Below are 26,144 nucleotides of genomic sequence, written 5' to 3'. Positions count from 1 at the left end.
TGTTCTCATTCATGTTTAATAATATTGACGTCACGATTTGTTGGAGTCATCAAGTTCTCCATAAAGTAATAACGCATCAAATTCTGATAATATGGACTCCAAACTCCATGATCTTTGCCCGGAAGTACCATCAATTCAAAACGCTTTCCCTTTTTAATCAAGGCATCAGCCATACGCAAAGTAGAGGCTGGAGGCACATTATCATCAACGTCACCTGTTACCAACATCAACTTCCCTTTAAGCTTATCGGCAAGTTGTATGTTTGTAGGAATGCTGCCAAGTTTGCCTAATCCGTGATAAGTTTCACCCCACCATTGGATATATTGGTTATTATCGTGGTTGCCAGATGCACTGAAACACACCTTATAAAAGTCGGGATAAGTCAGCATTGCGGTAAGCGCCATGAAGCCACCCCCACTATGTCCGCAGATGCCCACACGGTTAAGATCGATAAACGGATATCGTTTTGCAAGCTCTTCTATGGTATGTTTATCGTCGGCTACAGGGTAATCGCGAAGATTTCCATAACCAAAACAATAAAAATCTCGCCCTCTTAGTGGTGAAGAGCCACGCGGTTGAACATTGATAACAATAAATCCCATCTCGGCAAGACTTTGATTTCCCGCATCATCCAAGGTGAAACTACGCGGTATTTGGTCATCTTGTGGCCCAGGATATACAAAGGAAATAATCGGATATTTCTTCGTTTTATCAAGGAAAGTCGGCACATACATCACACCATATAAACGTGTTTTCCCATCCGCTGCAGGCACATCAACCAACCAAGGGGCTTTCCATCCCGCCTCTTTCAAGGCATTATCCGTGCGACGGGCAAACTCATAATGCTTCAATGGGTTATCAACATCAACCACATTATACACAGTTGGCAAGTTCATCCGTGAGTAACTGTCGATTGCAAAGCGATGATCGGGCGAGAAATCTAACTCATGTGTACCATCACCATAGGTAAGCGTTTGCTGACGTTTCCCATTGAAATCTGCCACATAATAATAGGCATATTCGGGATCATAGGCTTGTTTGTCACCATAACCAATAAAGATTAGTCGGCGCTTCAGCGTGTCAACATACTCTATTCTGCCTGCAACTAAGTTGTCACCACGCGTGATTCGACCTTTCAATTTGCCTTGATTGTCATAGAGATAATAGTTTCCACGCCCCGTACGTTCACTCCACCAAATGATTTCTTTGCCATGATTGATGAGGCGATAAGACCATAAGTTGACGTTCAAATGGGGCTTACAAACTTCTTGAATGACCACCGACACCTTGCCAGTAGGCAGATTTAGTTTGCAAAGTTCAAGTGTATCAACCCCACGATTGCGTCGAGTGAAATACAAGTTTCCGTCATAGTTTTCATAGTTCAGCTTCACTTCCTGGTCCTTGTACTTATCTATCGGCAGCACTTTTCCCTCGCCTGTGTCTGCATTATACCAGTAAAGGCGATACTGACGCACATTCTTCTCGTTGGGAAGTGGCATGTGTTTGGTCTTCAAACGTGGCCGATCACCTCTCAAAACATCAACAAGATACAGATTTCCAACCTTAGAATCGTCGCTCATCAAATGTAAATACACATGGTTATGCCAACTTCCAGCCGCATTTCCCTCACGAATAGTGTCCTTGTTTGTTGTAAAACAGTAAGAAGCGCCCTCCTTTCCGTCAAAGGTTAGCTGTCGTTTCTCGCCTGTCTTGTTATTTCTCACATACAGATTATACTTGTCTCCAAGCATCGTATAAAGGGAATCACGCGTTGTCGAACGGCTCCCCATGTCCTGATTACGATGTTTCTTTTCCGCCTTTTCTGCATAAGTGTTGTCCAACGACAATACACCGGTCGCACGATTATAAACCATGTGCACCTTATTATGCGTCCAATAGATGCGCTTACTGTCATTGTTTTTCAGCATAATCTCATATAAACGCGGAATGTTATGCGTCTTAGTAGAGTCTCCGGTCAGTCTTTTATATTGCTCAACAAAATGCTTTTGGTCCTTGAGCAGTGGCTCTTGATGTCCCGTTCGGGCATCAACAAGATAACGCTTTCCATATTGTTCATAGACAAAATAGGTTGCCCCGTTCAGCCATGAGGTTGAAACACTGCTCTTATTATATATCGGTTGCAAGGTGTCTTCCTCTTGTTGAGCCACCAACTTCCAATCCACCGTCTGCGCGGAAAGCCACAACGGCAACTGAAGACATAGAATGAATAACGTTTTTCTCCTCATAGCTTACTTCATCAAACGTTTAACTGCGGCCTCAGCATCAACTAATTTCAGCCCTTTTTCATTGCGTGCGGTTTCTATTAGCACACGTTTCAACTGCACAGCACTAACCTTTGGGAAGTAGGTTCGAAGCATTGCAGCGATTCCACTGACGATAGGTGCGGCGACACTTGTACCATTTGCGAAGTCTTTTTGATTGCCGGGATAGACTCCAGAGATGTATTCTCCCGGTGCATATAAATCCACTTTGTGGGCTCCATAGTTAGAGATTGACGAACGACTGCCGTCTATAGCCGTCCCACCTACACGGATAAAGTTACTCAAAGGCGCTCCCTTTGCATCAACACCAGCAGGGAAATAGCCAATAGAATCAATGTTTAAGTGACTGTTTCCGGCTGCAGCAACCACCAAAACATTATGTTTTCCGGCATAGGCAATGGCTGCATTGACCATCTCGGGATGGGGAGAAGTGTATTTTCCAAGACTAAGATTGATGACTTTTGCCCCATTGTCTACCGCATATCGAATGCCGGTAGCAACATCTTTGTCGTATTCGTCGCCATCAGGACTAACTCTTACGGGCATAACGCGTGCGTCGTTGCACACTCCCGAGTAGCGGGAATCCTCGTCAACAATGCCTGCTACCACGCTCGCTACAAAGTTTCCATGCTCCATTCCGTCTACGTTCAGCGTGTTGTTACCATAGAATCGGTCGGTAGCATCATCCATATTGTCGCCCATCAGCAAACGTTTGTCCTTGTCATGAGCAATGCCATAGATGCGTTTCTCCATGAGTGCATAGGCCGAACGCTGCTTTTCTACATAGGCATTCCACTTTGTTGTCAACGGCGTTCGATACAAATCGGTCATTATAGCCTGTATAAACGTGTTCCTGACCAACGTGTCTTTCACCTCTGTATTGAGCATTCCTGCCAACGAAAGTGTATCTACATTCACCTTCGTTTGCCTCAACAGGCTGTCCATTTCGCCGATAAGCTTCTCTTTCTTTCCCGTAATTTCATAGAACATGAGATAGGAATTGATCTTCGCTTTGCGCCTCATCTCCATATAATAAGCATACTCTTGCTTGTCAGCATCAGCCACTTCGGCAGCCGATTTAATGTTTTTATATTTCGGATAAAGGCGTTTGAACTGGCGATATTCCTCAGTTCCCGCACTCGTCATATTAAATTTACCATCTTTTGTGCCAAGAAAGTTCCAACCATGCACGTCATCTACATATCCGTTATGGTCATCATCACGACCATTAAACTTCTCTTTTGGATTTGTCCAAAGCACTGGTCGCAACGCAACACAAGTGGTATCTGCCCCTGAATCAATAACGCCCACAACAACTTTCTGCTTCTTTTTCGCCTTGTGGGCTTGCAAAACGCGCTGTGCTCCAATGATGTTTGCGCCTCTAAGACTGTCATTCCATTGTTTATACCAACCTGCATAACGGTCGTATTCGGATGTCTGGGCAGACAAACCCGAAGCTATCAACAACAGCATTCCACTAAGAATATATCTTTTATGCTTACAATTCTTCTCCATCTTTGTATAAAATAATTGTTCGATTTGTTTCTATGTTAACCTAAAAATCAATTCACCTATTTCGTAAAAGCCTAATCCAAACGATGTTCACAAAGTCATTTTCGTGAATGTACAAAAGTAAGACATTTAATTTAATTATACAAAAAAAATCGAATTTAATATTTATTGATATTGATTTTTCACTTTATTCATGACAAAAATGAAAGTCTTTTATAAAATAAAAGCCTATTCCACATGATTAGAAATCAGGACCGTCTGCATTGTGAACGAATGTAAAAGTGAGGTGTGTTTATGCAAGCTAAGTTCAAAGCTGGCTTCTTTCATTGCACGGCACAGGGCAAAGGAGATTTCAAAGTGGCACAAATGGCCGTGTGATAAAAGTCAAATCAGCGTGCAATCTCTATCAGATTACACGCTGATTTGACCCACTTTTCAAAGCGCTTTATGTCCCCCTACATTCTGTTGGCTAAGAGTTGTTGCGCCAAAGGGTTTCATTGGGCAATGCCATGCTCCACAAAACATGGGCTATAACCACCATCATCAAAGCTTAACCCAACACTTGTGCCCCTGCAAAACAGGCTTAATTTTTCCATGCTTTCACTTTGCCTCAGGCACAAACATGGGCAGTTATCGTTTGAGATACATGTTTGTGTATTGATAATATGCCTGTGCCTTGCGCACAAGTTCCTGCTTGTTTTTCTTCAATGGCGTTTCAACAGCCTCACCTTCTTTGTCAAACGTCACCCCAAACTGTTCAATCTTGCGAACCGGAGAGAGTATCGTCAGGCAGTTGTTCTCAAAATATCCCAAGTTCTGATAAGTCGCCATGAAGGCCCGTGGATGATAGTTTGGTGCAAAGATATCCTGCCCTGTGAACCTCACTTGATAAGGAAGACCAAGCATAGAGAGTAGCGTTGGCATGACATCTATTTGCGAACATACCGTCTTTACCGCCTGTGGAGCGATGTGTTTGGGGCTATAGATGAGACAAGGAATGTGATAACGATCAACGGGAAGTGTTGTTTTGCCCGCACTTGAGGCACAATGGTCGGCAATAATCACAAAGACCGTGTTGTCAAACCATGGCTTTTTAGCGGCTTGTTCGATAAATTTTCCAATGGCATAATCCGTATATTTCACGGCTGCATCACGTGTATGTGGGTTACCATCTACCTTGATTCGTCCCTCAGGATAAGTGTAAGGACGATGATTACTCGTAGTCATGATTTGGCCAAAGAAGGGTTTTCCGCGCTTCGCATCAGCGTCAAACACTTCCAAACTCTTGTTAAACATATCCTCATCACACACGCCCCAGATGTTGGCAAAAGTCACATCAGCCGGCTTTATGGCTGAACGGTCGATGACTTCATAGCCATTATGCGAGAAGAAATCACCCATATTATCGAAATAACTGTCGCCCCCGTAGAGGTATTGTACCGTGTAACCATGTTGCTTTAAGACAGCACCGACCGAGAGATTACCCATGCGATTGCGCTTTTGTTTAATGATACTTTCTCCTGCACTCGGTGGAATACAGAGCGAAAGTGCCTCAAGTCCGCGCACCGTGCGATTGCCATTTGCATATAAGCTATCGAAAACCATGCTCTTGTTAATCAGCTGATCGAGGTTGGGGGTAAGCTTTTCAGTGTTTCCATAATGGCCTATGAAGCTGGCACTAAGGCTCTCTACCGTAATCAACACAATGTTTCGGGGTTGTGCTTCGGCTGTTTTTGGCGCAAGTATCTTTACGCCTTGTGCATCCAAACCAGCCAAATTACGATACATTGTGATACAATCGCGCTTGCTCATCATCGGATAGAACTTGTCATATTCAAGTTTATTATTGAAGAAAGCGACGATAAAGTTGCACGAACCATTCTGTTCTAACTGCCCCACATATTGGTTGGCACTGTCCAACTGGCGTGTAAACGAAGCCATACCAAAGCCTATTCCGCAGAGCACAGCATAGAGAAGACTATGCACAATCAGCAGTTTTGGCGTGTAAATCTTTTCTAACTTAAACCGTCTATGACGTGAATCGTTGTAGATAATCAAAGCCGTGGCAATGACAGACAACACAATCAGTGGTGTGATGGCATATGATTCCATGATGTTACCCAATACTTCATGCGTATAAACTAAATAGTCAACAGCGATGAAATTGTAGCGAACACCAAACTCTTCCCAAAAGAAATATTCACCCGCAGAGATGAAAATGAGCAGTAAAACATAGACACTCCACGTGCCATACATGGTCACTCGGCGCCATGAAATGCGTAGTTTGGGAATGAAAAACCTAAGCGAAAAGCTCACAAACTTCCATCCAAGGAAGAGTCGAGCGATAAGGGGTGCGCCACCACCATACTCATGAAAGATTGACTTTGGCCACAAACTATAAGCAAAAGCCAAGGCCAACAGCAGCTCAATGACATAACCTGAGGGCCTTTTATATTTCCATTCGTTCAGTCCAAGATATAAAATGAAGAGGGGAATGGTTAGTAAGATGCCGACTCCTAAATCTGAAATGAGTCCTACTCCGAGGCTTCTGACAACATCAAGTGTCGTGAAATGAACTTCTGTTGGAGTGCAAAACATCAACACAATGCGTAGGAAAAAGCCTACCAACAGATAGAGTTTAATGAATCGAACTGCCACTAAATAGGCTGCATTCTTATAGACAATGGGAGTCTTTTTCTTACAAAATAAATTCGCAATCATCATGGATTATGTTACTATTAGACTTGTTTTTTTCGTTGAATCATTGCCTTCTCAATCTCACCTTCCTTGCTTTCGCAGCGCAATTAAAATGCAATGAACGATTGCTTTGCTTGCAAAAGTAAGATTTTTATTCTGATTTTACAATCATTTAGGCTTTAAAATATAACGTGCCTCCATAGCCTTTCGCTTTTGTCATCAGGCAAAACAGACTTTAACCTCCGTGCTTTGCAGTCTACTTTCGATAGGCTTTGCGATTGAGTTTGCCATTAAACGTGCGTTGAATATGGTCGGCGACTTCAACCATCATAGGGAGTTTATAGCTTTCGAGACGCGTTTTTAGATGTGCTATCAATGTTTTCTGCTGGTAATCTTCATGACAAACGACGATGAGTTTCAAGACATTGCCCGCAACGGGATGGGAACCACAGACACAAATGCAGTCTTTCACCGTAGGAAATGCCAGTGCTGCCGCCTCAATCTCTGTGGGATCAATCTTGTATCCGCCCACATTGATGATGTCATCGCCCCTACCCTGCAACCTCAAGCGTCCCTGTTCATCAATCCTTCCGATGTCGGCTGTCTTGATAACTCCGTCAGTCATCACCGCCTTTGTAGCCACATCATCGTGCCAATAGCCCGTCATCAGCGTATCACCAGTGCAAGCTACGTGTCCATCTGCAGTGATAAAGAAGGATGAATGCTTCATAGGTAGGCCCAGACAACCGGCAATACATTCGCCATCATTATAGTTATAGGTTGAAATTATGCCTGTTTCGGTCGAAGCATAAGTATTGTATAGTCGGCTATGAGGCAACAGTTTGCAAAACAATTCCATGTCAGAAGCCGTCATAGGTGCAGCCCCAGTCTCTATAAAATCAATTTTATCGGCGCAGTCTTTCAGTTCATTTCTCCACAACGTTATCAGCATTCGGATTGCAGCAGGGACTAAGAACGTAGCCACTTTTGTAGGTGCTTGCTCAATCGCATGAAAGAAAGTGCGAATATCTTTCATTCCATCAATCAGGCAAATCGTAGCCCCAGCATAAATGGTGGGATAGACTTTTGAGAGACTTCCAATATGATTGAGGGGCCCATTGATAATAAAAGTCAGGTCGGATTGAAAGCCTTGGGCGCATACAAGATTCTCCGTATTTGCCCAAATGGCGTCATGACTTATCATGACAGCCTTTGCATTGCCGGTAGTTCCCGTAGTATAGAGGATGTCAGCTACCCCATTCGGGGCCGTTCCCTGTGCCAAAAGACGAGAATACTCCTCATATTTTTGCATGGGAATATCCTTATGTAACGGCACAACAACACCCCCATTGAGATGAATTGCGAAGTAGGAAATGAGGAAATCAGCTGTTGAAGTAGCGATAATAGGAATGAGTCGGCCACGCACTTCGGGCATAGAAGCAGCCTTGTCCACAACCGATTGATACAAGCGGCCATAGGTATAAGACTCCCCATTGCATAGAAGTGCAAGCTTATTGGGATGAAGTTTGGCGTTCTCGCGTAGCTTATCTTCAATGCTCATGCTTGTTTTGTTTCCGTTTAACCAGTTCAACAATGCTGTCAAGCGACTTAAAGTTCTTTGGTGTTACATCCGAATGGCCCAATTCTATGTTATACATCTCAGAGAGAACCATCAGGATTGTCGTTATTCCTAAAGAGTCAAGTTCCTGGAAAAGGAAATCAGAATCGAAGTCAACGATAGGCAAAATCTCTTCCAATCTCTTACGAATTTCTTCTTTCATAGCTATATTTTATTCATTCAATTACATGTAAAACAAACCTATAATGAAAAGACTTTCAAGTCATTATGCCCTTCTTGTTCAATAGTTAAGCTATCAATTACCTCCAGATTATCAACCAAGTCCTGCGCACAATAAGTCAAAAGAGCCTTTTTATTCTCATCCGTTTCATAGACAAGTACCTTAGTTTGTCTGTGGACTAACGCATAAAGCAAGGCAAACTCACCATATCCACCATGCTTAACAAGTACAACAGCGTGCTCATCTATAGTGTCAACGGCCTTCGTATAGTTATTATTGTTCTTTAAATTCTTGCGAACCGCACGGAAAATCTCTTCACCTTTGTAGCGATAACGGTCGAGAACAAGAGGTGAATAATAAGCAGCCGTCTCTATTTTACATGCTATCCGAGCATACTCCTGCCTATAAAAGTCGCACGTTTGGCTTGTAAGTTCGGCATAAGATAACTGGGCTTCATTCCTTATTCGCTGATAAGCTTTCACCGTTATCTGCCCAGGAAAGACCTGGATGCTATTCCTTGGCAGGACCATATTCAATCCATGAATGATGAAAGGCTGAATATCGAGCTGATATTTTTCAGCTAATAAGAACGCACCTTTATGGAAACGGCGTATCGAAGAATGTGCATTGCGGACGCCTTCTGGGAAGATTACAAGACTATAACCATGCTCAACATAATACTGAATGAGGCTATCGTCTATGGAGTTCATGTCATTCAAGGTTATAAAACCATTCCATTTAAATATCTTTTTGATAATAAGATTACTGCTAACCTTTTTATTTGAGACAAGGATTGCCTTTGGACTCAACGCCATAAACAAGGCAGCATCGAGCATAGACTGGTGATTGCTGATGACGATAGACGGAGAGAACGTTTCACTTGTAATGCCTTCTACAGAAAATCTCACACAAGGAATATGGTGAAAATCAAATAAGAACAGGCGCTGTTGATAGCTTCTGAACCACAAACGACGTTTCTCTGAAAAGGGAAATAAGCCAAACAGAATCACTCCTAACAAGTAAACGGTGATTAACTGGCTAAAGAACACCATAGTACAGAAAGCCATTATCAAGAGGTTTTTGATAGAGATTGGGCGCAATCTATACGTCCCTGATGTCCTCACAAGAAGCTTAAAGAGGAGCGGAGGGAATATATATGCCATCAAAACTACCGACAACATACCGGCTATTGTCACCTCTGCCAGCGAATGAAGTGCCGGATGTCGTGCCACAATCAGTGTGCCAATACCAATAAACATGATTGAAGCTGAGATGATAATTGAATGTTTATAGGAGGCAAGTAGCTTGCGACGATAAGCATATTCATACATAGATCCTTCGGTCATAAATATAGTATAGTCGTCACCTTGACCGAAAATAAACGTTGCAAGAATAACATTGACAATATTAAACTGCATCCCTAACAAGGCCATTATACCCAATATCCACAGCCAACTCACTGCCATTGGAACAAAAGAAAGCACTGCTAACTCAAAGTTTCCAAAGGATAACCACAAGAAAAAGAACACAATGAGACCGCAAGCTAAGCCAATGTAGTTAAAGTCATTAGACAAATGATTGGCTATAGCGCTATTCATGCTCTGAATATCAAAGCTGAAACTATCCGTGTTTTGCAAAGCGTCTTTCACTCGATTGACATCATTGCCCTTCACAGAAAGCACATTTACAACATTATATCGCTTGTCAACATGGTCTGAACTGAAGTTACCTGCAAAGAGAGATGTTGTTAATGGAGAGAAAAAAGAAAAGGGTTGAGGCCGATAACTCTTATTCAATAAAGTATAAAAGTCGTCAAAACTCTCTACCGAAAAGCCTTCCGTCTGCATAGAAGAACGCAAAGAAGTCGTCAGCTTTTCCTTGTTACGATGCAAGAAATCACGCCATAACGCCAGCCTACGCCTTTGCTCTGAAGTTGAAACTACAAACTGATTGCAAGAACTATAATCGTGAACTAACTTCGTCTTTACTAACTTATCAAGAGCTGGTTGCAAGCGAAGATTCTTATCCAATGCCCCATTCATGGTTGAATCTGCAGTCACTGCATAAACCTTTTGATACTCTCCATTGACCATCATCGTGTGTTGGAAGTAAGCCATATCAGCCTTTTGCTCGTCTGTCATGTAGTTAATATTAGCCATGTTAGCATCAAACTTTGTTTGAAAACTATAGTAACCAAAGACTAAAGTCATGACAACTACTATCGTAACTACAATGGGATTATTCTCTAATGAAACCTCACTTATCTTATCTAAGAACGTGTGTTTCACTTCCTTGGATACCTTAGAAAGGTGTGGAAGATAAATCAAGACGAAGACAATTGTTCCTATTAACAAGAAAGAACTAAACAAACCTAAGTCTTTTAAGGCTACCGATTGCAAAGGAACCAAAGCCAAGAATGCCCCCACGGTGGTGATATTACCCACGAAAAGAGGCATGATTAGCTCACGCAATGCCTGCTTTTTTTGAGGCGTATGCGTCAGATGAGCGATGAAATGCAATGGATAATTGACCGCAATCCCAAGGATTACTGAACTTATTCCTATGACTATAATCGATACACTATTGTGAATTAGAGCCAATCCGCCCATAGCGAAGAGCCAACCCCATGCAATAGATAGCGCAATTAAAAAGATATTGCGTAGATTGCGAAGCGTAAAGAGCAGCAACGCCATAATAAAGACCACCGCAATTGTAACAGATAAGATGCTATCGGACTTGATTTGAGAAGCATTTCCCACTGCAATCACGGGTCCACCGATAATATGTATATCGAGATTCCTATGGTGAGCCATCACCTTTTTACTGCATGTTTGCAATAAAGAGATGAGTTTTGCGTTGTTTTCTGTTTCACTTGCGCCGTAAGGTGAACCTATTATTACAAATGCTTTCTGCATATCCGGCGAAAAGATATGCCCATCATATAACTCAAACTTTAGGCTTGTATCTGCTCGTTGCAGTTTCTGCACGACAGGAGTAAATAGGTTTAGCGGGTCACGTTGTATGTTATCAGAAAGCAATCCCCCTGCAGGGAACAGCAACATCTGCTTATCTTGTTGCAATTGTCTATGGATGTAATCCGTCGTTTCAAGCAAACTATCCATCCTTGCATAGTCTTTCTCCGTCAGAAAGTAAGGAATATTGTTATAAACAAAGTCGGTTACTGCTGACAATTTCTCCAAATCTATCTGCGACATGACATTCGCTACGCGATGAGCTGTGTCAGTTCGCTGTATCGTTTCAACGAAAGCATCTACTGAAGTCACCATCATTTCGGGGTCAGTTTTCGTCGTATCACGATATTGAAAGACTGCAAAGATCTTATTAGCTCCTGAAATATCCTGATAAATCTTTAAGGCATTATGATGTTGACTGTCTACAGGCAGGAAGTCAGATATATCTTCTTTATAACTCAAACGAAGCACCGATACGACCAAGAGTAAAGTTACGACCACGAAAGAAAGCACACATAGCATTCTATGTGCTTTCATATAATCGTATAATCTCAGTATTGTTGCTGTCATCCTACTTATTGTTTACAGGGTTGGAATAGATACCTAAGAAGATATCTATTAGCTTTTCGATATCACAAGTGTCATATTTTTCCAAACGTTTAAGGTAATTTATAAACATAGTTTTCTGTTCATCGGTATAACAATCTCTATATTTTGTTGTCCCATATCTTAGGTCATAAGCAACGTAATTGTTGGGATAAAGACGATAAGCCTTATTGATTCGGCTATCTAAAAGCCTTGCTACAGCTTTATGATATTCGCTGTTTGTCAGGTTTTCAAATTTAGATAACTCTGCATAAGCTATCGGATCACAAAGTTCAAAGTGTACTCTTCCCTTCTCTTGTGTTATCCCTGTGAGAATACTATTAAGGTCTTCTCCCGGTTTTTTGGTATATTTTGAGAACTGAGATTCATAGACTTCAAGTGTCTTTAATATGTCACAAGGTTCCCACTCATAGGAAACCGCAACAGGAACTATATGTAACTGATCGATAGCCTTTATCTTATCTTCAGGACACGACATGCAAAACATCTTTATTATGCCTTGATCGGTCGCATCATTACCATCTTTTGTCCGCCCATTTCGTTGGGCAATCCAAACCGATTGCCCTTTTTCGGTGATGACATATCGTATATATTCCGACAAATGCTTTGAACTTCGATAGAAGTCTTTAATGTTGTTACTGGGACGTTCGACCTTAAACATCTTGTTACTCTTGCCAATATCCACCACCAACTGATTCATCATTAGGTTCGCACCGAATGTAATCTCCGTCGTATCAAAACCTTTTGTTACCAAATAATATTGTAGTAAGCTGGAATCCAGCATGATATCACGATGGTTAGACACAAAAAGATAATGCTCATTAGGGTTCAACTTATCCAAGCCAGAACAGGAAAACGCCGATATACTATGTTCTATCACACGCTGATTGACCATGCGCATCGTCTCGGTTTGAAACGCTTTAACGGTCTTGTAGTTTCTAATCCGTTCCTTAACTGCCTCTATCGGCTCATTCGGATAAACGTAAGAAGCTAAAAGCGGGAATGAAGAGCTGTTGGCAATACGCTCCATTGCTGCGGGAATCTCTTCGGCCTTATAAGGTCGGATGTCTTCAAATTGGTCCTTGTTCATTGCTAATATGGTTTTAGTTCTTTAGATTAAGTGCTTTAAGCCAATTCAAAAATTCGGCTTTCCACTGTCTACTCTCGGCTGTTCCCTTGTTTTCGGTAGCGCCAAAGCCATGTCCTCCCGTTTTATATTGTATATAACGATGAGGTATATTAAGGCTTGTCAGCGCCGAATCAAGTAGTTCTGAGTTATGATATTTTACGATTGGGTCGTCAATACAATTCACTAAGAACACCGGAGGACAATCTTTTGGCACATGAAGTTCAAGAGAAAGCAACGCTCTTAATTGTTGATTGTTCTTCTTGTTATCCCCTAACAATGCCCTACGTGAACGCTTATGAACGCATCTGTCGACCATCGTTACAACGGGATAAATAGGGGCTATGAAGGCAGGACGCTCTGAAGGAGGCAACAACTCGGCAGCAGACATCACCAAATGTCCGCCGGCTGAGAAACCCATTACACCCACTTTACTCGGTGAAATGCCATATTTCACCGCGTGATTCCTTATATATTGCATCGCCATTTGTAGGTCGTTGAAAGCATCTGGATATCGGTTGCCTCTGAATAGATATCGAAAACGGGTGAGAAAAGCCCAGAAACCTGCCGTGCGATAACGCAAAACAAAGGCCGATATGCCATTTTCCTGCAACCACTTTCCAACACTTTCGCCCTCAGCTTTCATGTCGTGCCAGAAGTAACTCCCTCCGGGACAAACGATAACTGCCACATTATTCTCGCCATTTGCTAAGTAAGGGGTCAGTGAAACCGTTTTCTTGATGGCTGTTCCCTGCCAAATGTTAACACGCTCTGCATGGTTTTGTGCACAGACAAGGAAGAGATGAAGACAAAGGAGGCATAAAATGATATAGCGTTTTCTATTCATTGACAACTTTATTTATTTTATTTATAATGTAGTTTCTGCCCAAAATAGCCTCAACAGTGTTAATAGCCGTGAGCGGAACTCCACAAAAACCCGGGAGGTTATTATTCTGTCCGGTCAACAATAGATTATCAATCTTTGTAACAACAGGAAGTTGTGACAGCATCATATTTTTGTAATCCTTGCTAAACCCACACATCGTTCCCTCTTTTGCTCCATAGAAATCACGGATGGTTAGCGGCGAAGCAGTGTTTATTTTATCTATACATGCGCTGAAATTTGGATGAAGTTCCTCAACCAATTCCAACAATTGTTGCGTTCGTTTCTCTTTCCAAGCCTCATAATCAGCGCCCCGTTTACCAACTTTAGTGCCCTCCCATTGAGCCACATCTGCATATAACATCGGAGCCGTTATTAAGGCTTTGGTGCTATAAGGCCCTTGATTCTCTTCGGGAGGTGTCATGAAAAGGAAGCCCAAAGGCCAGGGTTTATCCGCCTTTCCGAAATTCCATATTTCATCATATCTTGTCATATAAAACTCAGAATGATTGATATAAGGAAAGCTTTCGGGCTTCAACTTGATATAAACAGAAAAGGCTGAATAGGCATTTGGAATAGCATCGAGCCTCGTTCGATAGGCTTTAGGGAGTGCTTTCGCATCCATGAGCTGAAGTAAGGTGCATGGATGGATTGCCGAAATATAGTAATCAGCTTGAAACTGACGGCCCTTGTTCGTCCTTATGAAGTCAATGTGGCGCTGATTCACTTCAATCCATTCAACACTTTCATTTCGTATGATTGTTCCCCCAGCCATTTCGATGACAGAAGCCAATAGATTTGCAAACTTATCACTGCCTCCTATGAATCTACTTGCACCCTGCATATAAAGCGAACTGATGATAGCATGGACGAAAGCAGGGCTTTCATCTCCCCTGCCTCCATAGAGAGGATTCATATAAGCGACAACACTTCGGAGCTTAGTATCATTGATATACTTTGCAATAAAGGCATCTGCGGCCATCAGAAACTCATCAGAATGCGTTGTCAAGGCAGCCGAAGAAGGACGAAGATAGAATAAATCGAGCTCGTCAACTATCTTAAACACTGCATCAACATAAGCCTTAAGGTTCTCTTTTTCATGAGGAAAGTAGGCTGCTAAAGACTCAATAAAGCCCGCTCTTCCCTTTTTTATGTGGTAAGTATACTTATCTTCTGCAAAATATAAGCTATCAGTACAATCATCATCCACGTCTTTCAGTGCCACCTTATCTATGATATCTAAATACTGACAGATGCGATAGATGTTACCTCCAGGCTGCATTCCGCCCACGATATGCATTCCGGTGTCAAACTTTAAGCCAAAACGCATAAAGTTTTGCAAGCCTCCTCCTATTGTAAAGTTCTTCTCTACAACAGTTACCTTAAAGCCTTCTTTGGATAGGATAGCCCCAGTAAACAAGCCGCCTAAGCCTCCACCAATAACAAGAGCAGTTCTCATTTGTTCGCCTCCTTTATCTGTTCGTAGATTGTTTTGGCGGATAACATTTCACTACAAGTAACAATTGCACCGACCAATACACCCAACATACCATGAGAATTGACATTCTGCCCTGTAAGAAAGACATTAGGAACCCTCGTTCGTTGAGGCACTCTGCAAGCATTTCCCAAGCTTATATCCTTAGCATTCCCATACATTGACCCGGCTTCTGTGCCTGTATAATCAAGATAAGTGAGTGGCGTTGAGGTATAATAGGTTTGGATTTGCGAACGAATTCCAGGGAAATGCTGCTCCAACACACTGATTAGTTTCTCTGCTTTGGCTTTCTTGAACTCTTCATATGCTTTACCACGTCTCCCAATAGCAGTGCCTTTCCACTCCTCTACATCAGCCATTTGCATATAAGAAAGAATGACTCCCGTCGAAGCATATTGCGAATCGTTGTCTGGACAGAAATGCATATAGAGGAAACCCTTAGGCCAACTGCCCTCCGAATAGTTCTCACAATCCCACGGAGTCGCGTTCTGATACCCATAATAATTATAATTTAGGTAAGGAACTGCATTCTCTTTGAAGTGCAAATAAACAGAAAAGCCTCCAACAGTTTGGGGAATCTGATTAATCCTTTTACGGAAAGCAGGCCGAATAAGCTTTGTATCAAGCAATTCTAATGTACGCATCGGGTGCGTGTCTGAAATGACAATGTCACAAGGGATGACCTCCTTATCATTCACTTCCACCCCAATTGCATGCGTATTATCACAAAGAATCTTAGTTACTTTCTTCTTCGTCAACACCTCACCACCATAGCGTTTTAGCGTGTTCTCTAAAGCAAAAGCGATTCGATCGCTACCCCCCCTTACACGAAAAGCACTTTGATTATAAAAATCCATAATGAAAGCATGCGTTGAGAAGGGTGTTTTGTCTTTCTCAGCAGCATAAAGAGGAAGGTTTCCTACAAGCACTTTAGCTAATGTGGGATTAGTAATCACCTCGTCTATCACCTCATTAACCGACCGCAACTGATATTCCATATTCAGCGCAGCGTCTGATTCGGCATACTTAAGGGAATGTAATGATGAGGCATTTGCAATCTCTTCAACCAAGTTATAATAGTTAACGATGTTGTCATATTGGTCTGGAAAATACTCCGTCATCCTCTTTATAAAGGCTTCTTTCCCATTAGCAAACTGATAACGCTTTCCACTCAACGACACAACATCATATCCTTTAGGATCTAATTGAGATAACTTTACCGCCTGATCTATTTCCAAGTATCTCATCAGTTGATTCAATGTTTGCCCTTGTGCGGCACTCCCAATGAAATGCATACCTGTTTCAAACTTTGCACCATGACGCGTAAAGCATTGTAAACAGCCTCCAATCTGGGCTCCTTTCTCTAATATGGTTACATCATAGCCGTTCTTTGCCAAGATAACTCCTGACGAAAGGCCTCCGAGACCGCTACCTATAATAATAACCTTAGTATTTTCTTTCATTGTTCCAACCTATTAGCTATTTCCTCATTCCTTTCGATATATCGCCTGACGATAAGCCTCCAAGCTCACAACCTATAATAAAAAGCTGAGTATTTCCTTTCATTGTTCCAAGCTGTTAGCTATTTCTTCATACTTCTCGACATATCGTTTGCGCATCGTTGAGGCTTGTTTCCTCAAATCACCCATTGCAGAAAGTTCCGTCTGTGTTAAGGGTTTATCTACTTCTATGTAAAAGATTCCTTTATGTAAATGGTGACTTGTCTTAGGAAGTATCTTGCCGGGACCATAAAGATACATAGGAAGAATCTCTAAATTAAACTCTTGTGCCAAATAAAAAGCACCTTGATGGAAGCGTCCTATCCTACAATCTTTGGAACGAGTTCCCTCTGGATAGACCGCAACACTATATCCACGTGCTATGAGAGAACGTAGATGTGGCATTATCTCTTCAATCCCTTCTCTAACTGGTAAGTATTCGGCGTTACGAATAAGAGAGCCATAAAAGGGGTTGTCCCAAACCCAAGCGTTAGTTAAGAAGACTATCTTTGGAGTGAAAACCAATTGACACATTAAGTCAAGATGGGACTGATGATTACATATAATAATACGAGGTTGATTGAAATCTATACCTTTTGCTATCTTATATTGAAACTTTGTACCAGGTATACCATGATGAATCATCACGAAACGAGAGGCATGATATATCAGTAAATGAAGCCGATAGCGTTTCTTTTCAGTCATTTTACCCAGTCTTGTATATATCCAAACGAAAGGAGTAAAGACAACTAAGGTAAAGAACAAAAAGAAAAGTAGGGAATAAACAGTTCGTATTACCTGCATGAACAACCTACCTAATCGTAAAGGTAAGCTATAAACTACAGCTAAGAAGCATAGTATTGTATTGAGCAAGCTAATCCTTGCAAAGTCAATTCCTGGTCTAAAGTGACTCACTCTCTCTGCACGTGGAGGATAATAAACCCCAATAGGAATCGAGACTAACTTCACACCATGCCACGAAGCAAAGACAAGCAGCTCTAATTCTGCCTCATAACGTGAAGTCAACAACGACAATCCGTGTAACCTTTTCAAAGGATATAGCCGATAACCTGTTTGTGTATCTTTTAAGGCTCGACCTGTTTGAATGTAAAACCAGAAGTTAGAGAAGTGGTTAGCAAACTTACTTCCGCTTGAGCGCTCTACCCCTTCTAATTGTCTACTGCCTATAATCAGTGAATGAGGATATTGTTGATTGGCCCTAAGAAAAAGCTGAATATCCTCTGGATAATGCTGTCCATCCCCATCAAGTGTTATGGCATAAGAGAACCCTTTCGCTAAAGCGGCCTTAAAACCTGCCTTTAAAGCATAGCCTTTTCCTTTGTTTTTAGGATATGAAATAATTGTGATTTGAGGAATACCTCGCAAGATTTTCAGGGTATTATCCGTACAACCATCTGCTACTACAATAACATCAGTACAGTAGCAAAGCGTTTTCTCCACCACCGTTTTTATTGTTTTTTCATTATTGTAAGTAGGAATAACAACACAGATAGACCTACTTCTCAACTGTGTTTTCAATTCAACCTCTGTCATACACATTCATTACTAAAGATATTTTGGCCATCGCCTTATCCTCAGAAAGCACTACTAATTGCGCTTCAACCATGGTATTGCACTCACATCTTTCTAATTTCTTAATTTGATAAGTTAGTGTTTTCGTTTCATTAGGAGCTATTACAGACAAGAATTTCACGTTCTTTATCTTCTCAATGGCCAACCTTTGCGTGCGAAGCGTTTGTTCTGACAACAGGTTCTCAATGAGTTCTTTTCCTATTTGCACTATACAAACGCCAGGAGTAATAGGTTCTTCTGGGAAATGAGCCTTGTAAATAAAACAAGAAGGGATAAGTTCTATCGTGTAATTCATTATCCCACCCTCTTCCATTCTACGAATAATCTTATATATTTCATTATTCATTTGCATCTGCATCGCCCTCCTTCGCTTTAGATTTACTATCATCACACATTACAGAGAAAGTGTATTCTATGTGTAATCTCTCATTTTTATAGGTCGAAACTCCTTTTAACAAGTTCTCCATTACACACTGTAAATCTTGTTTAAGCACTCGACGTATAAGCCAATTGTCTAACATATCAATAAGATGTATTAGCTTTATGCGCTTTGTTTCAGGCTTATAAGAAAACGCTAAGGCTGTAATCCCAAACTCATTAAACATCACTCCCCGATATTCTTTAGCCTCTCTAACAATCAAAGTGATACCACTGAGATAGCCCTTTGGCATCTCTATGGTAGTGGCATATTTCATTTTGCAACCTATACTGTCCTGTAAGGGTTGCTGATCTGTAACGACTTGTCCCTGTACTCTGCCTGTCATTAAGGAGAGAAGGAGCAGAAAAATACTAATTAATCGTAAATACCTTTGCATTAATTGGACTATTAACTTTCACGTTTTTCATCTCAATAACCGTGCAATCGCCACGCTTTTCTACAAGTTCTACCTTCGAAACAATGGCATGTTGCCTATTAAAATGAAGAACAATCTTTTGGAACATTTGTTGCATCTGCTTCTGTTGTGGAAGCAAAGTCGCTATATATTCCGATGAGTTAGCAGAGAAACTCACCTTAAAATCTTTCTTATCATTCAAGCATTTGCCTACAACACTGTTCATCATGATGCGTGCTATCTCCTTAAAGAATTTGCTTTGGTTCACATTTATCACATCATTATGCTTGCCCTTACTAATGAAAACCTTCGAACCATTTAGGATAAAGGTATATAAATAAGGTGTAGTGTATTCCCAACGCAACTTATCACTCTGCTGATAATACATCTTTCCTTGGGATATCATCTTATCATTGAGCATACGAACTGTCTTTGTCTGCACGAAATCACAATGCATTGTTTTCATGTTTGTAGCTGCAACTTCTATCTGCTGCCTAACATTTGCCTCATTAAAACCTTGGGCAAAGCTGGCTGTTTTGGCTATACATAAAGCCATAAATAATAGCAATAACTTCTTCATTTTATATCTTTTATTTTGCAATAACACAGCAACCTAAGATGATTAAGCCTACTCCAACCCACTTCATCATTGATACTGACTCATGGAAAAAGAGCATTGCTGCGATTAGACCAAACACATAACTCAAACTTATCATCGGATAAGCAACACTCAATGGGTAATGTTTCACGATATACAACCACAAAATGGAACTCAATCCGAATAAAACACCGCTACAAGCAAACTGCCAATTGAGCAACAAACTTAACCAAAAAGTTCGTGTCCAGCCAAAAGGAAGCATCTTTTGAAGTGCAAACTTCAAAAAGACTTGTCCGCCTGCTAACAGCGAACTCTGAATAACGGCCAATAGAATTACCCTCCACATGACAATACTATGGCTAAAGAATGAATGGCAGGACGCGCTTTTAACTTCATGCGTTGCAACAAAGAATTAAACAAAGGCGTGCTTTCTTCGTGACAACCTACAAGAACTGTCTTTGCCATTCCATGCTGTAAGAGCAATTTTGCATCACGCATCGCCCAATCCAATGACTGTTCTCCCTGCGTATATGTAACGTTATAACCATGACAATGGGTTTTAATGGCGATGTTACCTCCTATCGTGTTGTGAGTACTTTGCATGAAATAAGTAGGCTTTAACATTACTTCTCCCTCATCTTTTAACTGCTCTAACAGTCGTTCACTGTACTCCAAACACCCATACTCCGTGGCAGTTATAATCGCATCGGGCTTTTCAATACCGGCTTGATTCAATGCTTCCAAAGAAGCAAGCAGCGAACTTTTCATGAGCTTTCCTAAGCGACGGGCCTCCAAAGGCTTAACATACTTGCGAATGTTCTCAAGTTCTGCCTCCGAAGTTATTTCTACTTGAGCGAGTATTTTAATCTCTTTTTCGTTGCTTTCTCGTTCAGAAATTGCCTCAACTGGATGTGCAGAAATCACCAAAGAGGTGTCGTTGCCTCCAAAACCAAACGCATTGCAGAGGATATGTTCTAAGTGAATATTCTCTACTCCAAGTGTAGGCGTGATGCCATTTGCCATCTGACAGCGCCAACCCAAGTTCGCTGGCACGAAATGATGTTGCATTGCTAAGATACAAATAACAGCTTCTATACTGCCAGATGCACTTGTTGTATGCCCCGTAAAAGCCTTAGTGCTGGACACTAACGGCATATTCTCGCCAAAAACTCGCTTTAATGCTACGCTCTCACTCTCGTCATTGTTAGGTGTTCCGGTGCCATGCGCGTTTACATATTGAATATCTTGGGAAGTCAAATGGGCCATTTCGATGGCTAATCTCATAGAGTTTACCGCGCCATCTCCGTCATTTGACGAGGCCGTTTGATGGAAAGCATCGCAGGCATTCCCATAACCTGTTAGAAAAGCGTGTGGAACCACGCCGCGATGTGCAGCCATCTCCTGAGATTCTAATACCACAAAGGCTGCTCCTTCGCCTAAATTCAGTCCCTCACGGGTGTCATCAAACGGACGACAACGATGGTGATCAAGAATCATCAACGAATTAAACCCATTGAGATGAAAGCGAGATAAGGCTTCTGTTCCGCCTGCAATAACGATATCAGCAGCCCCTGTTTCAAGGAGACGAGCACCAAACATGATTGCATTTGCAGCCGATGAGCATGCTGTTGACAAGGTCGTTACCTCAGCAAAGATACCAAAGTGAGCCGCCATTACATTGGTACAGCTTCCGCAGTCATGCTGTTTGAGGAACGCTAAGTTTGTGTTTTCGAGGTCATTAAAACAGAGTTCAGTCAGATCCATGCCTCCAACGGTCGTTCCAGAGACAAGCGTTATGCGCAAAGGAGAGCCCTTTTCTTTCTTCTTTAAGATGTCAGCAATCTCTAATTTGGCATCTTTTAGCGCCTGTTGTATGGCAATGATGCCCATCATTGCAGTGCGACTCATCGGCCGAGACAATGGAATGCCAAGAAGTTTCTTCATCTGTTCGTTTGACAAATCAACTTCTCCAACCGGCAATTCATGATGAGTTGACTGGAGAAACCTCATTTCTCCTATCCCACTTCGCCTCTCAAGCAATGATTGTAACACCTCTTGCTTGTTCAAACCAATTGCAGAAACAATGCCTTCTCCTGTGATTGCTATGTTCATCTCGTTCATTCTCCTTTCTTTAAAAAGGGAGTTTATTTCTTTCTATGTTTGCTTACATAGTCTGCTATCGATGCAACACTTGTAAAAATTGCCTTTCCTTCTGAAGGATTAGCTAACTTTATACCGTATTTTTTCTCCATAAGCACGATTAGTTCTAAGGCATCAATAGAATCCAAACCTAAGCCGTCACCAAAAAGAGCCTCATTTTCGTCGATATCTTCTGGTGTCATCTCTTCGAGATTCAAAGCCTTGATAATCTCTTCTTTCAGTTCTTTTATTAACTCTTCCATCATTACTATTATTTTATACGATACTATTTTTTAATCTTATTTCAGTCTTAAACATATTATTTATAAGCTATATATAGATCTGCTTCGAAATGTTTGTCGTCTTCATAATCAAGCCATCCCGTTATCATGGAAGTGGTTTGGTCGTCCATAAAAGCCGATTCTATGATATGCTGCATGAGCAATTCATTCTTCTTTGGTAGGATATAAAAAGAAGTTTCACCATGATATCCGTTGCGAATAGCAATTTCTCCGGTAACAATATTTGGCAGTGTATACACAAAAACAGAAGGACTGGGAAAATAGTTATCCTTATCTGCGATTGACGTTAAATATTTCTTATCAGACACTATCGATGAAGAACGATTAAAAAAGACTATTGCTCTCGCCTTATTTACATCTTCTTTGCAAGGTCCTTCCTCTCTCTCGGCCTGCAACAATAGTTCAGATGCCACAAAACCTAAACGGCAAAGGCCGTCCATTTTGTAATATTTCGGATAGTTTCCTATCTGCTGTTTATAAATTGCCGTAAGCAGATTGTGCTGAGTTTCGCTCTCATCAACAGCGAAAACCTTTTCATTAAGCCAAACACCTTGAGGAGAAAGGTGAACATGATGCTTCATTTCTACATGCGAAGGAAGTTTGGTTGTTTCGTCAACACACACATTTGGGGCAGTATCTGACTTCACTGAGCGAGCAAAAAGCGTTGCATTACAGCCACCAAAGCCCGATAACAGCTTGAGAAAAGCCTTCTTTTGTGTTGTTTGATGCGTTGAAGAGAGCTTCACTTTACCAGAAACTCCCACTTCTTCAAAGCCTCGTGTGCCAAGAATAAGATGGTCGTCAACCGACTTCATGCAAAGAATCGTCTCTATAATACCGGCTGCTCCCAACGTATGTCCTATGTAACCTTTTAATGCATTCACAGGAATGTGTTGTAATCCAGTGCGTTGAATTGCAATAGCCTCCATTTGGTCATTGAACAAAGTGGCTGTGCCGTGGGCATTGATAAAGGCCAGTTCCTCCGTATCTACGCCCTCCATAGTCGCTTGTAAAGCCTCAACCAGCCCCTCTGCGGTCTTAGATGGTGCGCTGATATGATAGGCATCATTCTTTACATAGCCATGACCAATCTGCCATACGTGGCTATTGGTGTGCAAGCTTGCCTTAGTTTCACGCGCCAAGACTATTGTTGCATACGCCTCTCCTAAGTTAAGACCTTGTCGTTCAATATCAAAAGGCTGACAAGAAAAGGCAGACATCGCGTTTAATGAATGAAAACCCGAGATGATAAAGCGTCTTGGACGATCTGCTCCGCAAACAACGGCATAATCATATGTATTAGATGACAACAAGCGTGAAGCCAAAACGATGGCTGCCAAGCCCGATATACAGGCATTACACACTACAATTGGCGTTTGCTTTATGCCTAAACGTGTAGCAATTCGTTGCGCAACATTGCCGAGATAAAGCGTTTCATCAGCTGTTTTGCCCAACTTTTCAATCTCTCCTTTCGTAGAACTTAGTATGAAAACAGTGCGTGTGTTCTTCACATCAACCCCAGACGCGTTCACAGCGCTTTGTGTTGAGCGCAACAATAGTTCCTCAAAATCAGAAGACAACAAGGAAGCCACAAAACCATGAGGGATATGTTCCGTCATAGGAGCATAGGCATGGAGAGCAGACTCCCCACGCTTTACAGCCTGATAAGTCTCTTCTGAGGTCTCACCTAAAGGCGAAATGATATTATCAGCCAATACATTTACCATGGTGTTTTGATTCATCTTAGCGCTCATCTCTTAGCCTCCACCTGCTTCCAACGCTCTTTCCACGCCTGATAGAAAGGGGGATTGTCCCACACTAACTGATAATCGAGATTCATAAATACCTGTACCGAGTGGCCTGTTGCAATCAAACTATCGTCTTTGGTATCGTGAATCTCATAATCAAAAACTATCTTTGCCGCCGCTGTTGGCCGATAAATGATGTCTATTCGCGGCGTCATTCCATATTTAATAGGCTTCTTATAATGAAAAGTTAGTTCGACTAAAGGAGCAAAATAGCCATGATCGAAAAAGCACATATACGCTAATCCGAATTTCTTTCCAAAGGCTTCACGTGCATCTTCGAAATAAAGAGGATAGGAACCATGCCATACTACGTTCATGGAATCAACCTCACTGAAACGGATTTCAAACTCTTTTGATGCTTTTAATTCTATCATCTTAATGCTAAATCTTATGCTTCTTTATTCAACTTCTTTACTCATTACGTTCCTTAATGGCTATCTTCATTTCTGATTTTGCCAGAAGTTTATCGCCGCATACTATGGTTGCTTCAGCCAAAGTCATGCCAAACACCTCTTCTTTAACCTCCACTCGAGTGGTAATTACATCGCCGACAACGGGTAACTCAATGACTTCAAAGTTGCGAATTCCACCAATAAAGCCCAACTGGATAGCCTTCTTTGAGATAAACTTATTAACATATCCAATACGGGCAGCACAGGTTTGCGCGATGTTCTCCATTAAACCAGATGCCGAGAAATGGTTTTCATCTACGAAGATATTATCAGCTTGGACCTTTGTTTCTGTTATTGTAAGTGCTCTATCAAAATAAACAAGAGAACCAATCATAACAAAAGGCTCTTGCTGTGGTAACAGTTCATGCACATCAATGGCACGAAGTTCAAGCTCAGAAGGATGTTCTACATCGAATTTATTCATTATATTATAGGATTAATCTAAGACCAAAAGTCGTAGAAATTAAACCATTGTAAAGGGTATTGACGCAGAACTGTTTCAAGTTCTGCTACATAACTATTCGACAACTGTTGCATTTGTTCTCGTCGTGGAGCTTTTTTATCATAGGAAAGTGGTGCAACAAACACCTTATAATGCTTCGAAGCGACCTTCACAACATTAACAGCTAAAGCGTCTAACCCCTTTATTGTCGCAATAGAAAGCGGCCCAAGGGGAAAGCGTGCAGTAGCGCCCATGAAACAAGAGGCTATAGATTTTGCAGAGCCTACAATACGATCAGCAGGCATACTGACGATTTCATTATTATCAATCGCTTCGTTTATCAGAAAGAGATGAGTCATATCGTCTCGTACTGGGACCATACGTATATTGTGAAGTCCCAATACTTCTTGACGCCCTTCCATGATAAAGGCTTTCTCTCCCCCATATACTAAAGCATTGAAACGCTTGAGTTTTGAAGTTAAAGTATAGCCCGCAACCTCATAACAGCCTACATGAGAGCTAAAGATTAAAAAGCCTTTTTCCTGTTTTTCCAAACGAAGAAACTGCTCATATCCTTCAATCTCCACCTTAAAACGCTTTCCTGCAAAGACTGCAAAGCGGTCGATAACGATTTGACTGAATAGGCAATGATTAATATATGTACTCCATGCAGCACGCAATTTTCCATATCTCAGCCTATAACGAAAATAACGATAAGCATACGTTCGGCTGTGGTTGGTGTTCAACAACAGACATACGGGCATTACAATAAGTGAAGTGAGCACATAAAGTAATCGTACATCCATCCATTGCAAAGACCAAACTAAGGATCGATGCATCCAACTATTGCCATAAGTAGTATTAGCCAACCTTGCTTTCGATATAATCACAGAACTGCGATAAGGTCACAATACCTTGCATTTCCTCTGGCTTAATCTTAAAACCGAAGTTCTTTTCTACGATAACCACAATGTCGACAAAGTCGAGACTGTCTATACCAAGGTCATCTTTTAACTTTGCTTCTGGAGCAATATCTTCTTCTTCAATTTCCAAATCCTCAATAAGGAAAGCCTTAACTTTCTCTTCTATCTCTTTTCTTTCCATCA

Annotated in this window: 22 protein-coding genes; all 22 read right to left on the bottom strand. The window is 41.5% G+C overall.

Translation table 11 applies throughout. The annotated features are described in order from the left end of the window. Window positions 1–5: 5 nt before the first annotated feature. Window positions 6–2,246, bottom strand: a complete 2,241-nt coding sequence (locus tag HMPREF9145_RS07275; protein WP_036906974.1) for a S9 family peptidase — start codon at window positions 2,244–2,246, stop codon at window positions 6–8. Window positions 2,247–2,249: 3 nt separating this feature from the next. Beyond that, window positions 2,250–3,797, bottom strand: a complete 1,548-nt coding sequence (locus HMPREF9145_RS07270) for a S8 family serine peptidase (RefSeq protein WP_021825731.1) — start codon at window positions 3,795–3,797, stop codon at window positions 2,250–2,252. A 627-nt stretch (window positions 3,798–4,424) separates the two neighbouring features. Then, window positions 4,425–6,518, bottom strand: coding sequence for an LTA synthase family protein (locus HMPREF9145_RS07265; protein ID WP_021825745.1), 2,094 nt, complete (start codon window positions 6,516–6,518; stop codon window positions 4,425–4,427). Between the two features lie 229 nt (window positions 6,519–6,747). Further along, on the bottom strand, window positions 6,748–8,052 hold the full coding sequence (locus tag HMPREF9145_RS07260) for a class I adenylate-forming enzyme family protein (protein ID WP_021825727.1): 1,305 nt from the start codon (window positions 8,050–8,052) through the stop codon (window positions 6,748–6,750). Further along, on the bottom strand, window positions 8,042–8,272 hold the full coding sequence (locus tag HMPREF9145_RS07255) for a phosphopantetheine-binding protein (RefSeq protein WP_007135975.1): 231 nt from the start codon (window positions 8,270–8,272) through the stop codon (window positions 8,042–8,044). Before HMPREF9145_RS07255 ends, HMPREF9145_RS07260 begins: the two co-directional genes overlap by 11 nt. 38 nt (window positions 8,273–8,310) lie before the next feature. After that, complete coding sequence (locus HMPREF9145_RS07250) at window positions 8,311–11,832, bottom strand: 1-acyl-sn-glycerol-3-phosphate acyltransferase (RefSeq protein ID WP_021825688.1); 3,522 nt, start codon at window positions 11,830–11,832, stop codon at window positions 8,311–8,313. Window position 11,833: 1 nt separating this feature from the next. Then, window positions 11,834–12,958: a 1-acyl-sn-glycerol-3-phosphate acyltransferase gene (locus HMPREF9145_RS07245; RefSeq protein WP_021825752.1), complete on the bottom strand. Its 1,125-nt coding sequence runs from the start codon at window positions 12,956–12,958 to the stop codon at window positions 11,834–11,836. 13 nt (window positions 12,959–12,971) lie between these two features. After that, the gene (locus HMPREF9145_RS07240; protein WP_021825750.1) at window positions 12,972–13,841 is read right to left on the bottom strand and encodes an alpha/beta hydrolase; all 870 of its coding nucleotides are present in this window, start codon (window positions 13,839–13,841) and stop codon (window positions 12,972–12,974) included. Continuing rightward, complete coding sequence (locus HMPREF9145_RS07235; RefSeq protein ID WP_021825689.1) at window positions 13,834–15,336, bottom strand: phytoene desaturase family protein; 1,503 nt, start codon at window positions 15,334–15,336, stop codon at window positions 13,834–13,836. Before HMPREF9145_RS07235 ends, HMPREF9145_RS07240 begins: the two co-directional genes overlap by 8 nt. Then, the gene (locus HMPREF9145_RS07230) at window positions 15,333–16,835 is read right to left on the bottom strand and encodes a phytoene desaturase family protein (protein ID WP_021825706.1); all 1,503 of its coding nucleotides are present in this window, start codon (window positions 16,833–16,835) and stop codon (window positions 15,333–15,335) included. Before HMPREF9145_RS07230 ends, HMPREF9145_RS07235 begins: the two co-directional genes overlap by 4 nt. Window positions 16,836–16,934: 99 nt before the next feature. Beyond that, window positions 16,935–18,425, bottom strand: coding sequence for a glycosyltransferase (locus tag HMPREF9145_RS07225; RefSeq protein ID WP_036906971.1), 1,491 nt, complete (start codon window positions 18,423–18,425; stop codon window positions 16,935–16,937). Then, window positions 18,412–18,810 carry a hotdog family protein gene (locus tag HMPREF9145_RS07220; protein WP_231369769.1) on the bottom strand — a complete coding sequence of 133 codons (399 nt, stop codon included), beginning with the start codon at window positions 18,808–18,810 and terminating at the stop codon, window positions 18,412–18,414. Before HMPREF9145_RS07220 ends, HMPREF9145_RS07225 begins: the two co-directional genes overlap by 14 nt. Further along, window positions 18,803–19,228 (bottom strand): hypothetical protein, encoded by a 426-nt coding sequence (locus tag HMPREF9145_RS07215; protein ID WP_021825695.1) that lies wholly within the window; start codon window positions 19,226–19,228, stop codon window positions 18,803–18,805. The genes HMPREF9145_RS07220 and HMPREF9145_RS07215 overlap by 8 nt, the downstream gene beginning before the upstream one ends. Before the next feature lie 25 nt (window positions 19,229–19,253). Next, window positions 19,254–19,877 carry a LolA family protein gene (locus tag HMPREF9145_RS07210; RefSeq protein WP_021825726.1) on the bottom strand — a complete coding sequence of 208 codons (624 nt, stop codon included), beginning with the start codon at window positions 19,875–19,877 and terminating at the stop codon, window positions 19,254–19,256. 10 nt (window positions 19,878–19,887) lie between these two features. Then, window positions 19,888–20,241, bottom strand: coding sequence for an EamA family transporter (locus HMPREF9145_RS07205; protein ID WP_007135965.1), 354 nt, complete (start codon window positions 20,239–20,241; stop codon window positions 19,888–19,890). Then, entirely contained in the window at window positions 20,229–22,007 is a 1,779-nt protein-coding gene (locus tag HMPREF9145_RS07200; RefSeq protein ID WP_036907025.1) for a beta-ketoacyl-[acyl-carrier-protein] synthase family protein, read from the bottom strand. The genes HMPREF9145_RS07205 and HMPREF9145_RS07200 overlap by 13 nt, the downstream gene beginning before the upstream one ends. Window positions 22,008–22,039: 32 nt before the next feature. Continuing rightward, window positions 22,040–22,300 carry a phosphopantetheine-binding protein gene (locus HMPREF9145_RS07195; RefSeq protein WP_007135963.1) on the bottom strand — a complete coding sequence of 87 codons (261 nt, stop codon included), beginning with the start codon at window positions 22,298–22,300 and terminating at the stop codon, window positions 22,040–22,042. Between the two features lie 53 nt (window positions 22,301–22,353). After that, window positions 22,354–24,063, bottom strand: a complete 1,710-nt coding sequence (locus tag HMPREF9145_RS07190; protein ID WP_036907023.1) for a beta-ketoacyl synthase N-terminal-like domain-containing protein — start codon at window positions 24,061–24,063, stop codon at window positions 22,354–22,356. A gap of 23 nt (window positions 24,064–24,086) precedes the next feature. After that, complete coding sequence (locus HMPREF9145_RS07185) at window positions 24,087–24,518, bottom strand: acyl-CoA thioesterase (protein ID WP_021825725.1); 432 nt, start codon at window positions 24,516–24,518, stop codon at window positions 24,087–24,089. A gap of 37 nt (window positions 24,519–24,555) precedes the next feature. After that, on the bottom strand, window positions 24,556–25,020 hold the full coding sequence (locus tag HMPREF9145_RS07180; protein WP_021825757.1) for a hypothetical protein: 465 nt from the start codon (window positions 25,018–25,020) through the stop codon (window positions 24,556–24,558). A gap of 17 nt (window positions 25,021–25,037) precedes the next feature. Then, complete coding sequence (locus HMPREF9145_RS07175) at window positions 25,038–25,877, bottom strand: LpxL/LpxP family acyltransferase (protein ID WP_036907021.1); 840 nt, start codon at window positions 25,875–25,877, stop codon at window positions 25,038–25,040. Between the two features lie 22 nt (window positions 25,878–25,899). Next, window positions 25,900–26,142 carry an acyl carrier protein gene (locus tag HMPREF9145_RS07170; protein WP_036907019.1) on the bottom strand — a complete coding sequence of 81 codons (243 nt, stop codon included), beginning with the start codon at window positions 26,140–26,142 and terminating at the stop codon, window positions 25,900–25,902. Between the last annotated feature and the right edge of the window lie 2 nt (window positions 26,143–26,144).

It is taken from the genome of Segatella salivae F0493 (assembly GCF_000477535.1).
Lineage (GTDB): Bacteria > Bacteroidota > Bacteroidia > Bacteroidales > Bacteroidaceae > Prevotella > Prevotella salivae.
This window is presented reverse-complemented; position numbering and strand designations above follow the sequence as displayed.

What these genes read in the sequence shown, in the direction of transcription:
- HMPREF9145_RS07275 (WP_036906974.1), bottom strand. Translation starts at nt 2,246, where the DNA reads ATGAGGAGAAAAACGTTATTCATTCTATGTCTTCAGTTGCCGTTGTGG.
- HMPREF9145_RS07270 (WP_021825731.1), bottom strand. Translation starts at nt 3,797, where the DNA reads ATGGAGAAGAATTGTAAGCATAAAAGATATATTCTTAGTGGAATGCTG.
- HMPREF9145_RS07265 (WP_021825745.1), bottom strand. Translation starts at nt 6,518, where the DNA reads ATGATGATTGCGAATTTATTTTGTAAGAAAAAGACTCCCATTGTCTAT.
- HMPREF9145_RS07260 (WP_021825727.1), bottom strand. Translation starts at nt 8,052, where the DNA reads ATGAGCATTGAAGATAAGCTACGCGAGAACGCCAAACTTCATCCCAAT.
- HMPREF9145_RS07255 (WP_007135975.1), bottom strand. Translation starts at nt 8,272, where the DNA reads ATGAAAGAAGAAATTCGTAAGAGATTGGAAGAGATTTTGCCTATCGTT.
- HMPREF9145_RS07250 (WP_021825688.1), bottom strand. Translation starts at nt 11,832, where the DNA reads ATGACAGCAACAATACTGAGATTATACGATTATATGAAAGCACATAGA.
- HMPREF9145_RS07245 (WP_021825752.1), bottom strand. Translation starts at nt 12,958, where the DNA reads ATGAACAAGGACCAATTTGAAGACATCCGACCTTATAAGGCCGAAGAG.
- HMPREF9145_RS07240 (WP_021825750.1), bottom strand. Translation starts at nt 13,841, where the DNA reads ATGAATAGAAAACGCTATATCATTTTATGCCTCCTTTGTCTTCATCTC.
- HMPREF9145_RS07235 (WP_021825689.1), bottom strand. Translation starts at nt 15,336, where the DNA reads ATGAGAACTGCTCTTGTTATTGGTGGAGGCTTAGGCGGCTTGTTTACT.
- HMPREF9145_RS07230 (WP_021825706.1), bottom strand. Translation starts at nt 16,835, where the DNA reads ATGAAAGAAAATACTAAGGTTATTATTATAGGTAGCGGTCTCGGAGGC.
- HMPREF9145_RS07225 (WP_036906971.1), bottom strand. Translation starts at nt 18,425, where the DNA reads ATGACAGAGGTTGAATTGAAAACACAGTTGAGAAGTAGGTCTATCTGT.
- HMPREF9145_RS07220 (WP_231369769.1), bottom strand. Translation starts at nt 18,810, where the DNA reads ATGAATAATGAAATATATAAGATTATTCGTAGAATGGAAGAGGGTGGG.
- HMPREF9145_RS07215 (WP_021825695.1), bottom strand. Translation starts at nt 19,228, where the DNA reads ATGACAGGCAGAGTACAGGGACAAGTCGTTACAGATCAGCAACCCTTA.
- HMPREF9145_RS07210 (WP_021825726.1), bottom strand. Translation starts at nt 19,877, where the DNA reads ATGAAGAAGTTATTGCTATTATTTATGGCTTTATGTATAGCCAAAACA.
- HMPREF9145_RS07205 (WP_007135965.1), bottom strand. Translation starts at nt 20,241, where the DNA reads ATGTGGAGGGTAATTCTATTGGCCGTTATTCAGAGTTCGCTGTTAGCA.
- HMPREF9145_RS07200 (WP_036907025.1), bottom strand. Translation starts at nt 22,007, where the DNA reads ATGAACATAGCAATCACAGGAGAAGGCATTGTTTCTGCAATTGGTTTG.
- HMPREF9145_RS07195 (WP_007135963.1), bottom strand. Translation starts at nt 22,300, where the DNA reads ATGATGGAAGAGTTAATAAAAGAACTGAAAGAAGAGATTATCAAGGCT.
- HMPREF9145_RS07190 (WP_036907023.1), bottom strand. Translation starts at nt 24,063, where the DNA reads ATGGTAAATGTATTGGCTGATAATATCATTTCGCCTTTAGGTGAGACC.
- HMPREF9145_RS07185 (WP_021825725.1), bottom strand. Translation starts at nt 24,518, where the DNA reads ATGATAGAATTAAAAGCATCAAAAGAGTTTGAAATCCGTTTCAGTGAG.
- HMPREF9145_RS07180 (WP_021825757.1), bottom strand. Translation starts at nt 25,020, where the DNA reads ATGAATAAATTCGATGTAGAACATCCTTCTGAGCTTGAACTTCGTGCC.
- HMPREF9145_RS07175 (WP_036907021.1), bottom strand. Translation starts at nt 25,877, where the DNA reads ATGCATCGATCCTTAGTTTGGTCTTTGCAATGGATGGATGTACGATTA.
- HMPREF9145_RS07170 (WP_036907019.1), bottom strand. Translation starts at nt 26,142, where the DNA reads ATGGAAAGAAAAGAGATAGAAGAGAAAGTTAAGGCTTTCCTTATTGAG.